The following is a 14,849-nucleotide window of genomic DNA, read 5'->3' on the forward strand; positions in this document are numbered from 1 at the left end:
CCCCTCGCGGGCGGAACCGAACGATCCGAAGGAGCGGCCACAGTGGGCGAGAGTTCTGGTGCGATGAGCGGGCTCGACCGGCGGGGCTTCCTGCGCGCCGGGCTCGCGCTCGGCGGCGCGGTGGCGGGCGCGGGCCTGCTCGGCGCCTGCGGCGGCCCCGGCGGCTCCGCGTCCGGCGGCACCCGGAAGGGACTGTCCATCGGGACCGTCGTCGTCGAAGAGACGCTCAACCCGATGCAGGAGCAGTACACGACGTTCCAGTTCAACGCGTTCGACTCCCTGGTGCGGCAGTTGCGCGGCACCGGGGAGGCCGAGGCGCGCCTCGCCGAGGAATGGACGCGCAGGAGCGACACCGTGTGGCGGTTCAAGCTGCGGCCGGGCGTGACGTTCCACAACGGGGCGCCGGTGACGGCTGACGACGTGGTGTTCAGCTTCACCGAGCTGCTCGCCGAGCAGTACGCGCTCGCCTCCCTGATCCCGACGGTCGACGACGTCCGCAAGGTGGACGCGACCACGGTGGAGATCGAGACCAAGGAGCCGGACGCGCTGCTGCTGAGCCGCATCGGCCAGATCTTCGTGGTGCCCAAGAAGGAATGGGAGAGCAAGGGCGCGGACGGGTTCGCCAAGGCGCCGGTCGGCTCCGGGCCGTTCCGGATCGAGAGCTTCTCGGTCGACCGCGGCATCGAGTTCGCCGCGTACGACGGCTACTGGGGCACCAAGCCGAAGACGCCGGAGATCACGCTGCGGTACTTCAGCGACCCGGGCGCGATGGCCTCGGCGCTGGAGGCCGGGCAGATCGACGCCGCGCAGAACCTCGGCGCCGAGACGATCAAGACGCTGGCGGACCGGGACGACCTGACGGTCGCCACCGACTTCAGCGGCAACCAGAACATGTTCCAGCTCAACACGACCAAGGCGCCGTTCGACGACGCCCGCGTCCGGCAGGCCGCGATCATGGCGCTCGACGTCAAGGCGCTGATCGACACCATGACCTACGGCTCCGGGGTGCTGGAGGACGGGCAGCTCCCGGTCAAGGGCGTGTTCGGCTACAGCCAGGACATCCACCGGCCCGGGTTCGACCCGGCGGAGGCGAAGCGCCTGCTGCGGTCGGCGGGCGCGGAGGGCGCGGAGGTCGAGATCTTCGGGATGTCGCTCTACAAGAAGCTGTACGAGGCGATCGGCGCCCAGCTCAAGGCCGCCGGCTTCCAGCCGAAGATCAACGCGGTCGAGGTGCCGGTCTGGGTGAAGACGTTCCGCGCCGGGTCCGACGCGCACATCTTCTACCGGGGCGCGTCCTACACGGGCATCTTCGACGCCGACCGCCCGTTCTCGCACGTCTCCTCGTCCAAGAAGCCGTTCGTGAAGGACGCCGAGTGGGACGACCTCATGACCGCGCAGCGCACCGAGCTGGACAAGGCCAAGCGCGAGCAGAAGCTGGCCGAGTGCTCCCGGCACCTGCTCGACAAGTCCTACGTCCTCTACACCTACGGCGCGCCGACGGTCGGCGCCCACCGCAGGGGCGTGACCGGGTTCGACAACGGCAACGGGCTGATGCTCCAGCTCGACGGCATCGCCAAGCGGGAGGGCTGAGCATGACCGCGGTCCCGGACGGCATGAACCCGGCCGTGCTGCTGGAGCAGCGCGGCCGGGCCGAGCTGGAGTTCCTCGCCGGGGCGCGGGCCGCACTGGCGCCGCTGCGCGCCCGCGTCCGCGCCCGCGTCGAGGCCTCGCCGCAGGCCGCCGGGTGGGGCGAGGACGAGACCGACATCGTCCGGCTCCGCGAGGCGGTGGACGCGGAGCTGGCCGGGACGCCCGAACAGGCCGTCGTCGGCGCCGCGCTGCGCTGGAACCGGCGGATGCTCACGCCGCGCGCCGAGGACGCCTTCGCCGCGCGCCGCGAGGCCCTCGCCGGCTTCGCGTCCGCGCCCGACCCGGACGCGATCGCCGACCGGGGCGACGAGGCCGTCCCGCGCTACTGGAAGTACGAGTTCCACGGCACTCGCGGCGGCTGGGACGGCCACGAGCACATGGGGTTCGTCCACCACGAGCTGGTCTACCGTCACCTGCTGGTCCCCGCCTACGGCGACATCTTCGCGCAGCGGGCGAAGGTCGCGGACGCGGCGCCGCGCGAGGACTACACCGCGGTCTGCGACCTCGGCTGCGGGACGGGCCAGTACACGCTCAAGCTCGCCGAGCGGTACCCGGCCGCGCGGATCACGGGCGTGGACCTGTCGGCCGCGTCCCTGCGGTACGCGCAGCGCCGCGCCGCCGACCGCGGCCTGCGCTGGGACCTGCTGCGGGCCCCGGCCGAGGACACCGGCCTGCCCGCCGGCGGCCACGACCTGGTGACCTCGTTCATCCTGCTGCACGAGCTGCCGCCGCACGCGGTCGAGAAGGTGTTCGCCGAGGCGTTCCGGCTGCTGCGGCCGGGCGGCGACCTGGTGTTCTCCGACGTCGCCCCGTACCGGCGGCGCGGCGCGTACCAGGCGTGGCTGGACGACTGGGACGCCGAGCACGGCCACGAGCCGTGGTGGCGCCCCGCCGCGCAGGCCGACCTGGCGGCCGTCGCGGAGGCGGCCGGGTTCACCGGCGTCCGGCAGGAGGGGATGGGGCCGGGCTCCTACCCGTGGGTGACATTCGCCCGCCGCCCAGCGGAGCCGCGGTCATGACCGCCCTGACGAAGCGGGGTGCCGCGCTCGGGATGCGGGACGTGCGGGTGTCGCTGCCGTCCGCGGGCGGCGAGCTGCGGGTGCTGCGCGGGGTGACGTTCGGCGTCGGCCGCGGCGAGGTCGTCGCGATCGCCGGTGAGTCGGGATCGGGCAAGTCCACGTCCATCCTGGCGGCGCTGCGGCTGCTGCCGCCCGGCGCCCAGGTGAGCGGCTCGATCGAGTGCGCGGGCGAGGACGTGCTCGCCCTGCCGAAACGCGAGCTGCGGCGGCTGCGGGCCGGGCGGGCGCGGATCGTCTTCCAGGACCCGTGGCGGGCGCTGCACCCGATGAAACGGGTCGGCGCGCAGCTCGTCGAGTCGGCGCGCACCGCCGACCCGGAGCTGTCGGCCGCCGCCGCCCGCGAACTCGCCCGCGAGACCCTCGGACGCGTCGGCATCCCCGACCCGGCGGCGCGGATGCGCAGCTACCCGCACCAGATCTCCGGCGGGCAGGCCCAGCGCATCGTCATCGCGATGGCGCTCGTGGCCGGGCCGGACGTGCTGTTCTGCGACGAGCCGACCACCGCGCTGGACGTCACCACGCAGGCCCAGATCCTGGAGCTGCTGCGCGACCTCAACCGCGAGCTGGGCCTGTCCATCGTGCTCGCCACCCACGACCTGGAGGTGATCGCGGACATCGCCGACCGGCTCGTCGTCATGTACGCGGGGGAGATCGTCGAGCAGGGCCCGACGGCCGAGGTGCTCGCCCGGCCGCGGCACCCCTACACCTACGCCCTGCTGCGGTCCGCGCCGGGCCTCGCGGGGGAGGGCCGGCTGCACGCCATCGCGGGCCGGCCGCCGTCGCCGTCCGAGGAGCCGTCCGGCTGCGCGTTCGCCGAACGCTGCCCCAGCGCGGCCGACGCGTGCGCGACCGTCCGGCCGGCGGCCAGGGAGGTGGTGCCCGGACGCCTGGTGGCGTGCATCCGCGCCGAAGGCTACGGCTCCGTCGCGGCGGGGAAACGCGCCGTCCTGACGAAGGAGCGCCCATGACGAACGAAAAAGTGGCCGGCGTCGACGGGCTGGTGAAGGACTTCCGGGTGCCGGGCGGGCGCACGCTCCGCGCCGTGGACGGCGTCTCCCTCTCGATCGGGCGCGGCGAGACGCTCGGGCTCGTCGGCGAATCCGGCAGCGGCAAGTCGACGCTCGCGCGCCTGATGATCCGGCTGGAGCGTCCCACCGCCGGAAGGATCGAGTTCGAGGGCGCCGACATCACCGGGCTGCGCGGCGCCGCGCTGCGCCGGCGGGTCCGGCGCCGGATGGCGATGGTGTTCCAGAGCGCCTCGACCTCGCTGAACCCCTACCAGCGGATCGGGGACGCCCTCGCCGAACCGCTGCGCACCCACCGGGCCGGAGACGCCGCGTCCCGCCGGACGTCGGTGGCGGCCATGATGGAGCGGGTCGGGCTGGACCCGTCGTTCGCGGGCCGGTACCCGCACGAGCTGTCCGGCGGGCAGCGCCAGCGCGTCGGCATCGCCCGCGCGCTGATGCTGGACCCGTCGCTCATCATCGCCGACGAGCCGACCGCCTCGCTGGACGTGTCGGTCCAGGCGCAGGTGGTCAACCTGCTCCAGGACCTCCAGGGCGACCTCGGGCTCTCGTACCTGTTCATCACGCACGACCTCGGGCTCGTGCGGCACCTCGCGCACCGCGTGGCCGTCATGTACCTGGGCCGGGTGGTGGAGGTCGGGGACACCGCGCGACTGTTCGCCGAACCGCTGCACCCGTACGCCGCCACGCTGGTGTCGATGCGCCGGGACGCCGAGCACCGGATCGTCCCGTCCGGGGACATCCCCTCGCCGGTCGACCGGCCGTCCGGCTGCGTGTTCCGGTCCCGGTGCCCGATCGCGCGGGACCGCTGCGCCACCGACGTCCCGCCGCTGCAGGAGACCGCACCGGGGCGCCTGGTGGCCTGCCACTACCCCGGCGACCTCAGTCCCGGCGGCGCCGACGCCCATGCCCACGCGCCCGCGGCCCCGCCGCTGGCCGCCCCCACGCTCACGTAGAAAGGCGGGTGACACCGATGCCAGGATTCGCCGCCGACGACCCCGTCTACCTGGACGGCAACGTCCCCATGGACGCGCTGTTCAACGCGCTCATGGAGGTCGCCTCCGAGGTGTGGGTGCTCCGGGACCGCTTCGCCGTGCTGGAGGAACTGCTGGACGAGCGCGGTTCGATCACCCGCGCGGACATCGACCTGCACCAGCCCGGACCCGCGACGCGGGAACGGCTCGCGGAGGAGCGCCGGATCTTCCTGGAGCGCCTGCTGGAGTCGGTGGCGGCGGCCCGATGATCGGTTACCTGGTCCGGCGGCTGCTCCTGGTGCTCCTCGTCATCTGGGGCGTGACGACGTTCCTGTTCGTCCTGTCCCGGATGGCCGGCGACCCGGCCGCGCTGCTGTCGCCGCCCGACGCGTCCGACGAGGTCCTGGCCGCCACCCGGGAACGCCTGGGCCTGGACGCGCCGCTGGCCGTGCAGTACCTCGACGCGCTGCGCGCCTCGTTCACCCTCGACTTCGGGCGGTCGTTCGCCTTCGACCAGCCCGCCTGGCAGATGGTCGTCGAACGCATCGGGCCGAGCCTGTGGATCGTCCTGCCGGCGATCGTCCTCGCGGTGCTGCTGTCGTTCGGCATCGGCGTGGTCGCGGCGCTGCGCCCCGGGCGTCCCAGCGGGCGGCTGATCATGGCCGGGACCTTCGTGACCGGCAGCATCCCGTACTTCTGGCTCGCGCTGCTGCTCGTGCTGCTGTTCGCCCTCAACCTCGGCTGGCTCCCCGCGACCGGCAACACCGGATACGCCAGCCTCGTCGTCCCGGTGGTCGCGCTCACCGTCACCGCCGTCTCGACCAGCGCCAGGATGGCCCGCGGCCAGCTGCTCGACGCCTTCGGCGAGGGCTACGTGCTGACGGCGCGCTCCAAGGGCGTCGCGCCCTGGCGGGTCCTGCTCGGCCACGCCCTCCCCGGCGCGCTGCCGCCCATGCTCGCCTGGCTCGGCATCGAGTTCTCGTTCCTGTTCAGCGCGCTGCTCGTGCTGGAGCCGCTGCTCGACTACAACGGCCTGGGCGCGCTGCTCATCCGCGGCGTGACCAACCAGGACTTCCCGCTGGTACAGGCCAGCGTGTTCTGCGTGGCCATGCTCATCACCCTGGTCAACATCGGCGTGGACATGGTCGTCCGCCTGGTGGACCCACGGCTGCGCACGAAGGCGGCGGTTTGACCTCAACCCCACACCTAAAGGCGGGGGGTTCCAACCGTTGCCGGTTGGGTTTCCTGCTTCGTTGCCGACTGCCCCGTCCGGGAGGAGTCCCGTTGAGGTCTTACACCGGCTCCACAGGCCGACACCGCCAGCCCGGCGGCCACAATGTTGCGCGCGGCGTTGACGTCCCGGTCATGCTGGGCACCGCACTCGCACGACCATTCCCTCACGTTGAGGCGCTTTGGCCCAGTGATGAGCCCGCACTGAGAGCACATCTTGGAGGAGGGGAACCACTGGTCGATCACGACGAGTTCGCGGCCGTACCAGTCGGCCTTGTACTCCAGCATCGTCCGGAGTTCCCGCCACGCCGCGTCAGAGATCGCGCGCGCGAGACTGTGGTTCCTCACCATGGTGCGGACGTTGAGATTCTCGATCACGACCACTTGGTTCTCGTGGACGAGCCGAGTCGACAGCTTGTGCAGAAAGTCGCGGCGCCGGTCGGCGATGCGGGCATGGATTCGAGCCACCCGGGCTTTGCCTTTGTCGCGGTTCGCCGACCCCGGGGTCTTGCGGGACAGATCCCGTTGTGCCCTAGCCAAGCGTTCCCGGTCGCGCCGCTCGTGCCGGGGGTTGAAGATTTTTTCACCGGTCGACAGTGTGACCAGCGAGGTGACCCCCGCGTCCACCCCCACCGCTGTCTCCGCCGGATCCAGTCGCCCGATTGTGTCGGCGCACAAGATCGACACGAGCCAGCGCCCGGCCGTATCCCGGCTGACGGTGATGGTGGGCGGCTCGGCGTCCTCCGGCAGCGGCCGCGACCACGCGATCGCCAGGGGCTCCGACATCTTCGCCAAGGTCAGCCGACCGTCCTGCCACCGGAACGCCGACCGGGTGTACTCGGCCGAGGCGCGCGACTTCTTGCGCGACTTGAACCGCGGATACCTCGCACGCTTGTCGAAGAACGCCGCGAACGCGGCCTGCAGGTGGCGCAGCGCCTGCTGCAGCGGCACCGACGACACCTCACCCAGGAAGGCCAGTTCCTCAGTCTTCTTCCACTGCGTCAGTGCGGCCGAGGACTGCACATAGGAGATGCGGCGCTGCTCGGTGTACCAGGCACGGGTGCGTTCCTCCAACGCCCGGTTGTAAACCAGCCGGACGCATCCGAACGTGCGCGACAACTCCACCGCCTGCTCGTCCGTGGGGTAGAAGCGGTACCGGAAAGCCCGCTTCACCTGTCGCGCCATGCCTCAGAAAGTACCGCAAGATCAGTTAAGGACCGTCCCGCCGCAGTGTGCACCGGTCCATCTGACTGCGAACCGCCGGCCCCAGTCCTACTCCGCGGGGGCCGGTGGCTCCCTCCGCCAAAGCCGGGAGATTCTTTCGGAGGTAAACGATGAAGCCTAGCGTTCTGCACACGGCCGTCCGGAGCAGGTCGCGCGCCGCAGAGACGCTCGCGCGGGTCTGGGCGGACGCGTCCGGGCGGCTGGCCCTCGTCCTGCTGGGCCTGCTGGCGCTGGCGGCCCTGCTCGCGCCGGTGCTGGCGCCGTACGACCCGACGGCCCAGACCCTCGCGGAGGCGAACCGGGGCCCGTCGTGGTCGCACCTGCTCGGCACCGACACCCTGGGCCGGGACGTGTTCAGCCGGCTCCTGTACGGGCTCCGGCTCAGCATGATGATCGGGGTGCTGACCGCCACCGCCTCCGCGGTGCTCGGCCTCGTGCTCGGCCTGATCGCCGGCTACTACGAGACCACGATCGGCATGGTGCTGATGCGCCTCGCCGACATCCAGTTCGCCATCCCGTTCGTCGCGGTCGGTGTCGCGCTGGCCGCCGTCATCGGACCCGGCATCGGCGTGATGATGGCGGTCCTGGCGTTCTGGGCCTGGGTGAACTACGCGCGCACGATCGCCGACTCCGTCGCGCGGACCCGGCGGCTGGAGTTCGTCACCGCCGCCCGCACGGTCGGCGTCCGCACGCCCGCCATCCTGTTCCGGCAGATCGCGCCGAACGTGCTCGGCCCCGTGATCATCCTGTGGTCCACCAGCGCCGGAGTCATGGTGCTGGTGGAGAGCGCGCTCAGCATGCTGTCCCTCGGCGTGCAGCCGCCGGACTTCTCCCTGGGCGGCATGCTGGCCGACTCCCGCACCACGCTCCGGCTCGCCTGGTGGGCCACGGTCTTCCCGGGCCTGGCGATCATGCTGATCGTAGTCGCGTTCAATTTGCTGGGAGACGCACTGAGGGACGCCTTGAACCCGTCCGTCCGGACCGACCAAGACCCGGAACTCTGGTAACCCGCGTCACCGCTGGGGGGTGTGGCGGCGGGCGACGTCGTTCGCGGCGAGGTAGGCCAGGCCGAACGCGGGCAGCAGGCCGTTGCCCGGCAGGTACCCGGCCGCGCCGTGCCCGGAGATGCCCGCCGCCGCGCCGCCCGCCGCGTACAGGCCGGGGATCGGGCGGTCCCGGCGGTCGACGACGGCGGCGTGCTCGTCGACCAGCAGCCCGCCCTGGGTGTGGAAGAGGGCCGGGAGCACGCGTACCGCGGCGTAGCGCCCGGTCAGCGGCCGCTCCCACCTGGCGCGGCCGAACGCGTCGGGACGCTCCCCGCGCGCCGCCGCCGCGGACGTCTCCAGCTCCTCCGCGAGCGCCTCGGCGGGCAGCCCGGTGGCCTCGGCGAGCCCGGCCGCGTCGTCGGCCCACACCATGACGCCGGACTCGACGACGTCGCGGAAGTCCTTGAACGGCAGGCATTGCTCGTAGATCTTCTCGTCCAGCACGATCCAGCCGGTGCCGCGGGGACGCGCGGCCAGCTCGGCGGCGTACTCGGAGTAGCCGCGCGTCTCGTCGCCGAACCGCCGCCCCGTGGTGTCGACCAGGATCCCGCCGTGGATGATCGTCGCCCAGCCGAGCAGCGTCCCCGCGCCCGCGGCGACCGCGCCGTGCCCCTGGTAGGCGTCCAGGTACCCGGTCGCCGCACCCGCCCGGTCCCCGATGCGCAGCGCGTCGCCGAGCGACTGGTCGCTGCCCTGGTAGAGCGCGTCGGCGATCTCCGGCAGGTGCTCGGCGACCAGCTCGCCATCGGCGCCGAAGCCGTTGGTGGCCAGCAGTACGGCCCCCGCAGGGATCTCTTCCTCGGTGCCGTCGGGGTAGCGCACCACCGCGCCCCGGACCGCCCCGGACTCTTCGGTCGCCACGTCCACCAGCCGGGCCGGGACGAGCATGTCGATGTCCGGGTGGTCGCGCACGAGGCGCGCCAGATGGTCGATCACGGACGAGCCGTGCCGCCCCGGCACCGAGTGGCAGCGCGGGACGGAGTGCCCCGGGTAGTTGAAGTCGGTGACCAGCGACAGCGGAAGCTCCAGCGAGTCGGCCATCCACTCCACCAGGGGCGCGCTGACCCGGGCGAGCGTCCGCGCGAGCCGCTCGTCGGCCTGCCCGCCGGTCTTGGCCATGATGTCGTCGACGAACCGCTCCGGCGAGTCGTCGACCCCCTCGGCGCCCTGCCACCGGGACCCCGCGCCGGGGAACATCGCCGTGGACATGGAGGTGTTGTTGCCGCGCCGGTAGTGCTCGCTGGACTCCACGACCAGCACGTGCAGCCCCAGCTCGGCGGCCCGCAGCGCCCCGGCGAGCCCACCTCCCGCACCCGCCACGATCAGGTCAGGCCCGCCATCACTCAAACCGACGCCCTCGCACTCCCACTCGTTCCGCTAAGAGGAACATCACTCGACCATCCTTCCCATCGTGTCACCGGCTCCACCGAAAGGTCAATATCCAGCAATGTCATCGCCAATGCGTCGATCCTCAGCCCGCCGCACAAGGCGGGTGACGTGGCTGGCCGTTCCGTTTTGTTTCTCTAGAAGAAACGAACGTCGGCTCCCCGCGCGGCACCGCTCCGGCGTGAGCCTGGCGACGAGGTGAGGTTCGCCCCAAAGCGGGTAGTCGCGCTGGGGGCGGCCTCCTGCCGCCTGCCAGTCTTCAAGGGGGGCCGGTGAAAGCCGAGCAGATCACCGGGCCGGTCGCCTACCACGGTGAGGGGCCGGTCTGGTCCGCGGCGTGGGGCGGGCTCCGCTGGCTGGACATGCTGGCGGGAGACGTCCTGTCGCTCGCCGAGGACGGGACGGTCGCCCGGCGCCACGTCGCGGATCTGGTCGCCGCGGTACGGCCCCGGCGGCGGGGCGGCGCGGTCATCGGCGTTGAACGCGGCTTCGCGCTTGAGGACGCGGACGGGACGGTGACCGCCCTCGACCCCCTGTGGGGCGACGCCGGTGTCCGCATGAACGAGGGGGGATGTGATCCCGATGGGCGCTTCTACTGCGGTTCGATGGCCTACGACCAGCGAGAAGGGGCGGGAGCGGTGCACCGCCTCGACCCCGACGGCTCGGTGACGACCGTGGTCGGCGGCGTGACGATCTCCAACGGGCTCGAATGGAGCCCGGACGGCACCCGGGCCTACTACGCCGACACCGCGACGGGCCGTGTCGACGTCTTCGACTACGACCGGGAGAGCGGGCTGACCGGGCGCCGCCCCTTCGCCGCCGCGCTGGGCAGCCCGGACGGCCTGACCGTCGACGCGGAGGGCGGAGTGTGGGTGGCCCTGTACGACGGCGGCTCCGTCCGCCGGTACGCACCGGACCGCACACTCGACCACGTCGTCGAGGTACCCGTGGCCAAGACGACGGCCTGCACCTTCGGCGGGGACGGCCTCGACCGGCTGTTCATCACGACGTCCCGCGAACACCTAGATCCCGGCGAAGAACCGGACGCCGGGGCGCTGTTCACCTGCACGCCCGGCGTGCGCGGCGTCCCGGCTCGGGAGTTCGCCGGATGAGCGCCGCCAGGGGACGGCGCACGCTGATCGTCCTCGGGGCGCGAGGGGACCTCACGGCGAGGCTGCTCCTGCCGGGCCTGGGCGGCCTGGTCGCCACGTCCTCGCTGGACGACCTGCTCCTCATCGGCGGCGACCGCGGCGAGTGGACCGACGCCGAGTGGCGGACGGTCGTCGCGCAGGCGTTCGCGGAGGGCGGCGCGAGCGGCCCGGCCGTCGACGCCGTGGCCCGGAACGCCCGCTACATGACGGCCGACGCCGCCGACGAGGACGATCTGCGCCGCCTGCTGGAGTCCCGTCGCGGCGCCCTCGCGCTGTACTTCGCGCTGCCCCCGGCGGTGACGGCCGAGGCGTGCCGGGCGCTGGCCCGGATCGGCGTGCCGGACGGTACGCGCCTGGTCCTGGAGAAGCCCTTCGGCAACGACGCGGCGAGCGCTGCCGAGCTGAACGAGCTGCTCGGCGGGCTCGTGCACGAGGACCACGTCCACCGCGTCGACCACTTCCTCGGCATGTCGACGGTGCTCAACATCCTGGGCGTCCGGTTCGCCAACCGGGTGATCGAACCGCTGCTCACCGCCGAGCACGTCGCCGCGGTCGACATCGTGTTCGACGAGACGCTCGGGCTCGAAGGCCGCGCCGGCTTCTACGACACGGCGGGCGCGCTGCGCGACATGATCCAGAGCCACCTGCTCCAGGTGCTGGCGCTCGCCGCGATGGAGCCGCCGAGCACGCTGGAGCCGCTCGACGTCCGGGACGCGAAGGCGCGGGTCCTGCGGGCGACCCATGTCCGGGGAGACGATCCCGGGCGGTTCAGCCGCCGAGGCCGCTACACCGCCGGCGAGATCGACGGCCGCTCATTCCCGTCCTACGTCGACGAGGAGGGCGTCGACCCCGCCCGCGAGACCGAGACGCTGGCCGAGGTCGTCTTCGCGGTCGACACCTGGCGGTGGGCGGGCGTGCCGTTCCGCGTCCGCTCGGGGAAGGCGATCGGGTCGCCCCGGCAGGAGGTCGCGTTCACGTTCAAGCGTCCCCCGCGCATCCCGCCGGGGCTCACCGGCGCGCCCGTCGACAACCGGCTGCGCATCGGCATCGGCCCCCGGCGCCTCCAGTTCGACCTCAACATCAACGGCCCCGGCGATCCGTTCGACATCGATCCGGTGACGCTCGCCGCCGACTTCGGCCCCGGTGAGCTTCTGGAGTACGGCGAAGTGCTCCGGGGCGTCCTGACGAACGGGAACCCCCTGTCCGTGCGCGGTGACATGTCGGTCGAGTCCTGGCGCGCCGTCGAACCGGTGCTGGACGCCTGGCGCGCCGGCCGAGTCCCCCTCGACGACTACCGGGCGGGCAGCGCCGGCCCGGCGACCTGGGAGGACCGGGCGACATGAGCTCGCAACCGATCGGCGGCTTCCTGTTCGGCTTCGACAGCGCCGGTCAGGCGCTCGCCCGGTCGTAGGCCGTCCGCGCGGCGTCCACCTCGGACATGTGCGTCTCGGCCCAGTCCTTGAGGTGCCGCATGATCTCCAGCAGCGACAGCCCCAGCGGCGTGAGCTCGTAGTCGACGCGGACGGGCACCGACGGGGTCACGGTGCGGGTGACGAGCCCGTCGCGTTCGAGCCCCCGCAAGGTCTGGGTGAGCATCTTCTGGCTCACCCCCTCGATCCGCAGGGACAGCTCGGAATAGCGCATCGGGCCCTTCAGCCCCAGCGCCACGATCACCAGGCCGGCCCACTTGTTGCCGATCGCGTCGAGCAGCCTCCGGCTGGGGCAGGACGCGGCGAACACATCGAACCGCGCCGCCGACCCGTCCGCGGTGGTCGCGTCCATGACTCACCTCCGGGTGCGTACACCACTTCTTAGTGCCTACTTCCGATAAGAGAGTAAGTCACCGAAGGTGGTGTAGTACATCCACTGAAGGAGATTCCTCATGACGCTCGCCATCGTGTCCAAGGCCGACGACCCCGCGCCCGCCCTGGACGACGTGACGCTGCCCCTGGTGGGCCCCACCGACCTGCGGGTCCGCGTCACGGCGGCATCGGTCGACCCCGTCGACACCCTCTACGAGAGCGGCCTGGGCCGGACGATCTTCGGGCTCACCGGCACGGCCGGACTCGGCTGGTCGCTGACCGGCGTGGTCACCGGGACCGGCGCCGAGGTCACGGGCTTCTCGGTCGGCGACCCCGTCGCCGCCGCGCACCTCGACACCGCGGCCCCGGTCCGCGCGCACGCCGAGGAGACCGTCCTGCCGGCGGTGTTCGCCGGCCACCTGCCGGACGGCCTCGACCCGGTCGACGCCGCGTCCGTTCCGGTCAACGCCCTGACCGCCGCGCAGATGGTGGACCGGCTCGGCCCCGCCGACGGACGGACGCTGCTGGTCACGGGCGCCGCCGGCGCCGTGGGCGGGTACGCCGTCGCGCTGGCCGCCCGCGCCGGCTGGACGGTCACCGGGTTGGCCCGCGAGTCCGACCGCGACTTCCTGCTGCGGGCCGGAGCACGCGACCTCGCCACCGAACCGCCGGGGCCCGCGTTCGACGCCGTCGCCGACGCCGCCCTCCTGCACGCGGAGGCGCTGGTCGCGGTCCGCGACGGCGGAACGTTCGTGGGCCTGTCCTCGGCGACTCCCGCGACGCCCGAGCGGGGCATCGACGTCACGGTCATGAACGTCGAACCCGACGCCGCCAAGCTCGCCGAGCTGCTCGACCTCGCCGCCTCCGGCGTCCTGGAGCTGCGGGTGGCCGGCCGGGTCCCGCTGACCGAGGCGGCGACGGCGTACGCCAAGGTCGCCGGCGGCGGCAACCGAGGCCGCTGGCTCCTGCTCCCGTGAGACCCGCGGTCATCCGCTAGCGTCGCCGTGTGCACCCGGACACCTCTCCCGCCGCCGTGACGTCCTCCGCCCGGCGCAGGGTGATCAGCTGGGCGCTGTGGGACTGGGGCTCGGCCGCGTTCAACGCCGTCATCGTCACCTTCGTCTTCACCGTGTACCTGACCGACGCGGTGGCCGAGGACGAGGACGCCGGGTCGCAGGCGCTCGGTGTCGCGCTGGCGGTCGCGGGGGTGTTCGTCGCCCTGCTCGCCCCCGTGACCGGCCAGCGCAGCGACGCCGGCGGCCGGCGCAAGCTGTGGCTGGCCGTGCACACCGGCCTGGTGGTGGCGTGCACGGCGGGCCTGTTCTTCGTCCGCGACGACCCGTCCTACCTGCTGCCGGGTCTCGTCCTGATCGCCGCGGGCAGCGTGTTCTTCGAGATCGCCGAGGTCAACTACAACGCGATGCTCGTGCAGATCTCGACGAAGGCGACGATCGGCCGCGTCTCCGGCTTCGGCTGGGGGATGGGCTACTTCGGCGGCCTGATCGCGCTGGCGATCGTGCTGTTCGCCTTCGTGCAGCCCGACGTCGGCCTGTTCGGCGTGACCTCCGAGGACGGCCTCAACATCCGCGTGGTCGCCCTGTTCTCGGCCCTGTGGTTCGCGCTGTTCGCGCTCCCGCTGCTGCTGTTCGTCCCGGAGGCCCCGGCCCTCGGGGAACGGCCACGGGGCAACTTCTTCGCCGGGTACGCCGTCCTCGCCAGGCGCCTCCGCGCGATGTGGCGCACCGACCGCCGGACGCTCGGCTTCCTCGTCGCCAGCGCCGTCTACCGCGACGGCCTCGCCGCGATCTTCACCTTCGGCGGCGTGGTCGCCGCGGGCACGTTCGGCTTCACCGCCACCGAGGTGGTCGTCTTCGCGATCGCCGCCAACCTCACCGCCGGCACCGGCGCCGTCCTGGGCGGACGCCTGGACGACCGCTTCGGCCCCAAAGTGGTGATCGTGACGGCGCTCGCGGGCCTCATCCTGACGGGCCTCGCCCTGGTCGCCCTGTCGGGCAAGGTCGCGTTCTGGATATGCGGTCTGACGCTGGCGACCTTCGTCGGCCCGGCCCAGTCGTCCAGCCGCACCTACCTGGCTCGGATCGTCGCCCCCGAACGCGAAGGCGAGGCATTCGGCCTCTACGCCACCACGGGCCGCGCCGTGAGCTTCCTGGGCCCCCTGGCCTTCAGCGGCTTCATCGCCCTCTTCGGCACCCAGCGCGCGGGCATGGCCGGCATAGCCCTGGTCCTCCTGGCCGGCCTCCTGGCCCTCCTCCCCCTCCGCC

14 protein-coding genes are annotated in these 14,849 nt (G+C 72.6%); 11 read left to right on the forward strand and 3 right to left on the reverse strand.

The window, feature by feature from the left end; translation table 11 throughout:
• The first annotated feature begins 42 nt into the window (after positions 1-42).
• From E1281_RS26780 to E1281_RS26805, 6 genes are read left to right on the forward strand one after another with little or no spacing between them, the layout of a single operon-like run.
• On the forward strand, positions 43-1,590 hold the full coding sequence (locus E1281_RS26780) for an ABC transporter substrate-binding protein (protein WP_131882459.1): 1,548 nt from the start codon (positions 43-45) through the stop codon (positions 1,588-1,590).
• A gap of 2 nt (positions 1,591-1,592) precedes the next feature.
• The gene (locus E1281_RS26785; RefSeq protein ID WP_131882460.1) at positions 1,593-2,669 is read left to right on the forward strand and encodes a class I SAM-dependent methyltransferase; all 1,077 of its coding nucleotides are present in this window, start codon (positions 1,593-1,595) and stop codon (positions 2,667-2,669) included.
• Entirely contained in the window at positions 2,666-3,697 is a 1,032-nt protein-coding gene (locus tag E1281_RS26790) for an ABC transporter ATP-binding protein (RefSeq protein WP_131882462.1), read from the forward strand. Before E1281_RS26785 ends, E1281_RS26790 begins: the two co-directional genes overlap by 4 nt.
• On the forward strand, positions 3,694-4,710 hold the full coding sequence (locus tag E1281_RS26795; RefSeq protein ID WP_131882464.1) for an ABC transporter ATP-binding protein: 1,017 nt from the start codon (positions 3,694-3,696) through the stop codon (positions 4,708-4,710). The genes E1281_RS26790 and E1281_RS26795 overlap by 4 nt, the downstream gene beginning before the upstream one ends.
• 17 nt (positions 4,711-4,727) lie before the next feature.
• Complete coding sequence (locus tag E1281_RS26800) at positions 4,728-4,997, forward strand: hypothetical protein (RefSeq protein ID WP_131882465.1); 270 nt, start codon at positions 4,728-4,730, stop codon at positions 4,995-4,997.
• Positions 4,994-5,920, forward strand: a complete 927-nt coding sequence (locus tag E1281_RS26805) for an ABC transporter permease (protein ID WP_131882467.1) — start codon at positions 4,994-4,996, stop codon at positions 5,918-5,920. Before E1281_RS26800 ends, E1281_RS26805 begins: the two co-directional genes overlap by 4 nt.
• A 14-nt stretch (positions 5,921-5,934) precedes the next feature.
• Here the strand turns inward: E1281_RS26805 and E1281_RS26810 are convergent, their stop codons facing one another.
• Positions 5,935-7,143, reverse strand: a complete 1,209-nt coding sequence (locus E1281_RS26810; protein WP_131882468.1) for an RNA-guided endonuclease TnpB family protein — start codon at positions 7,141-7,143, stop codon at positions 5,935-5,937.
• 149 nt (positions 7,144-7,292) lie between these two features.
• Between E1281_RS26810 and E1281_RS26815 the strand changes: the two genes are divergently transcribed.
• The gene (locus tag E1281_RS26815; protein ID WP_131882470.1) at positions 7,293-8,189 is read left to right on the forward strand and encodes an ABC transporter permease; all 897 of its coding nucleotides are present in this window, start codon (positions 7,293-7,295) and stop codon (positions 8,187-8,189) included.
• A 6-nt stretch (positions 8,190-8,195) separates the two neighbouring features.
• Here E1281_RS26815 and E1281_RS26820 read toward each other — a convergent pair whose 3' ends face one another.
• Positions 8,196-9,575 (reverse strand): FAD-binding protein, encoded by a 1,380-nt coding sequence (locus tag E1281_RS26820; RefSeq protein ID WP_131882472.1) that lies wholly within the window; start codon positions 9,573-9,575, stop codon positions 8,196-8,198.
• A gap of 311 nt (positions 9,576-9,886) precedes the next feature.
• Between E1281_RS26820 and E1281_RS26825 the strand changes: the two genes are divergently transcribed.
• Both E1281_RS26825 and E1281_RS26830 read left to right on the forward strand, forming a co-directional pair.
• Positions 9,887-10,726, forward strand: a complete 840-nt coding sequence (locus tag E1281_RS26825; RefSeq protein ID WP_131882474.1) for an SMP-30/gluconolactonase/LRE family protein — start codon at positions 9,887-9,889, stop codon at positions 10,724-10,726.
• Entirely contained in the window at positions 10,723-12,108 is a 1,386-nt protein-coding gene (locus E1281_RS26830) for a glucose-6-phosphate dehydrogenase (protein WP_131882475.1), read from the forward strand. Before E1281_RS26825 ends, E1281_RS26830 begins: the two co-directional genes overlap by 4 nt.
• Positions 12,109-12,154: 46 nt before the next feature.
• Here the strand turns inward: E1281_RS26830 and E1281_RS26835 are convergent, their stop codons facing one another.
• Positions 12,155-12,547, reverse strand: coding sequence for a helix-turn-helix domain-containing protein (locus E1281_RS26835; protein ID WP_131882477.1), 393 nt, complete (start codon positions 12,545-12,547; stop codon positions 12,155-12,157).
• Positions 12,548-12,647: 100 nt separating this feature from the next.
• Here E1281_RS26835 and E1281_RS26840 point away from each other — a divergent pair, with 100 nt between their 5' ends.
• Positions 12,648-13,544: a zinc-binding dehydrogenase gene (locus E1281_RS26840; RefSeq protein WP_131882479.1), complete on the forward strand. Its 897-nt coding sequence runs from the start codon at positions 12,648-12,650 to the stop codon at positions 13,542-13,544.
• Between the two features lie 29 nt (positions 13,545-13,573).
• The coding region (locus E1281_RS26845) for an MFS transporter (RefSeq protein ID WP_207943506.1) at positions 13,574-14,849 on the forward strand (1,276 nt) is incomplete at its 3' end.

Origin of the sequence: Actinomadura sp. KC345, from assembly GCF_004348515.1 — a bacterium.
Lineage (GTDB): Bacteria > Actinomycetota > Actinomycetes > Streptosporangiales > Streptosporangiaceae > Spirillospora.

Coding starts and splice junctions, on each gene's coding strand:
- E1281_RS26835 (WP_131882477.1), bottom strand. CDS start 12,547: ATGGACGCGACCACCGCGGACGGGTCGGCGGCGCGGTTCGATGTGTTC.
- E1281_RS26840 (WP_131882479.1), top strand. CDS start 12,648: ATGACGCTCGCCATCGTGTCCAAGGCCGACGACCCCGCGCCCGCCCTG.
- E1281_RS26795 (WP_131882464.1), top strand. CDS start 3,694: ATGACGAACGAAAAAGTGGCCGGCGTCGACGGGCTGGTGAAGGACTTC.
- E1281_RS26805 (WP_131882467.1), top strand. CDS start 4,994: ATGATCGGTTACCTGGTCCGGCGGCTGCTCCTGGTGCTCCTCGTCATC.
- E1281_RS26800 (WP_131882465.1), top strand. CDS start 4,728: ATGCCAGGATTCGCCGCCGACGACCCCGTCTACCTGGACGGCAACGTC.
- E1281_RS26830 (WP_131882475.1), top strand. CDS start 10,723: ATGAGCGCCGCCAGGGGACGGCGCACGCTGATCGTCCTCGGGGCGCGA.
- E1281_RS26810 (WP_131882468.1), bottom strand. CDS start 7,143: ATGGCGCGACAGGTGAAGCGGGCTTTCCGGTACCGCTTCTACCCCACG.
- E1281_RS26790 (WP_131882462.1), top strand. CDS start 2,666: ATGACCGCCCTGACGAAGCGGGGTGCCGCGCTCGGGATGCGGGACGTG.
- E1281_RS26815 (WP_131882470.1), top strand. CDS start 7,293: ATGAAGCCTAGCGTTCTGCACACGGCCGTCCGGAGCAGGTCGCGCGCC.
- E1281_RS26785 (WP_131882460.1), top strand. CDS start 1,593: ATGACCGCGGTCCCGGACGGCATGAACCCGGCCGTGCTGCTGGAGCAG.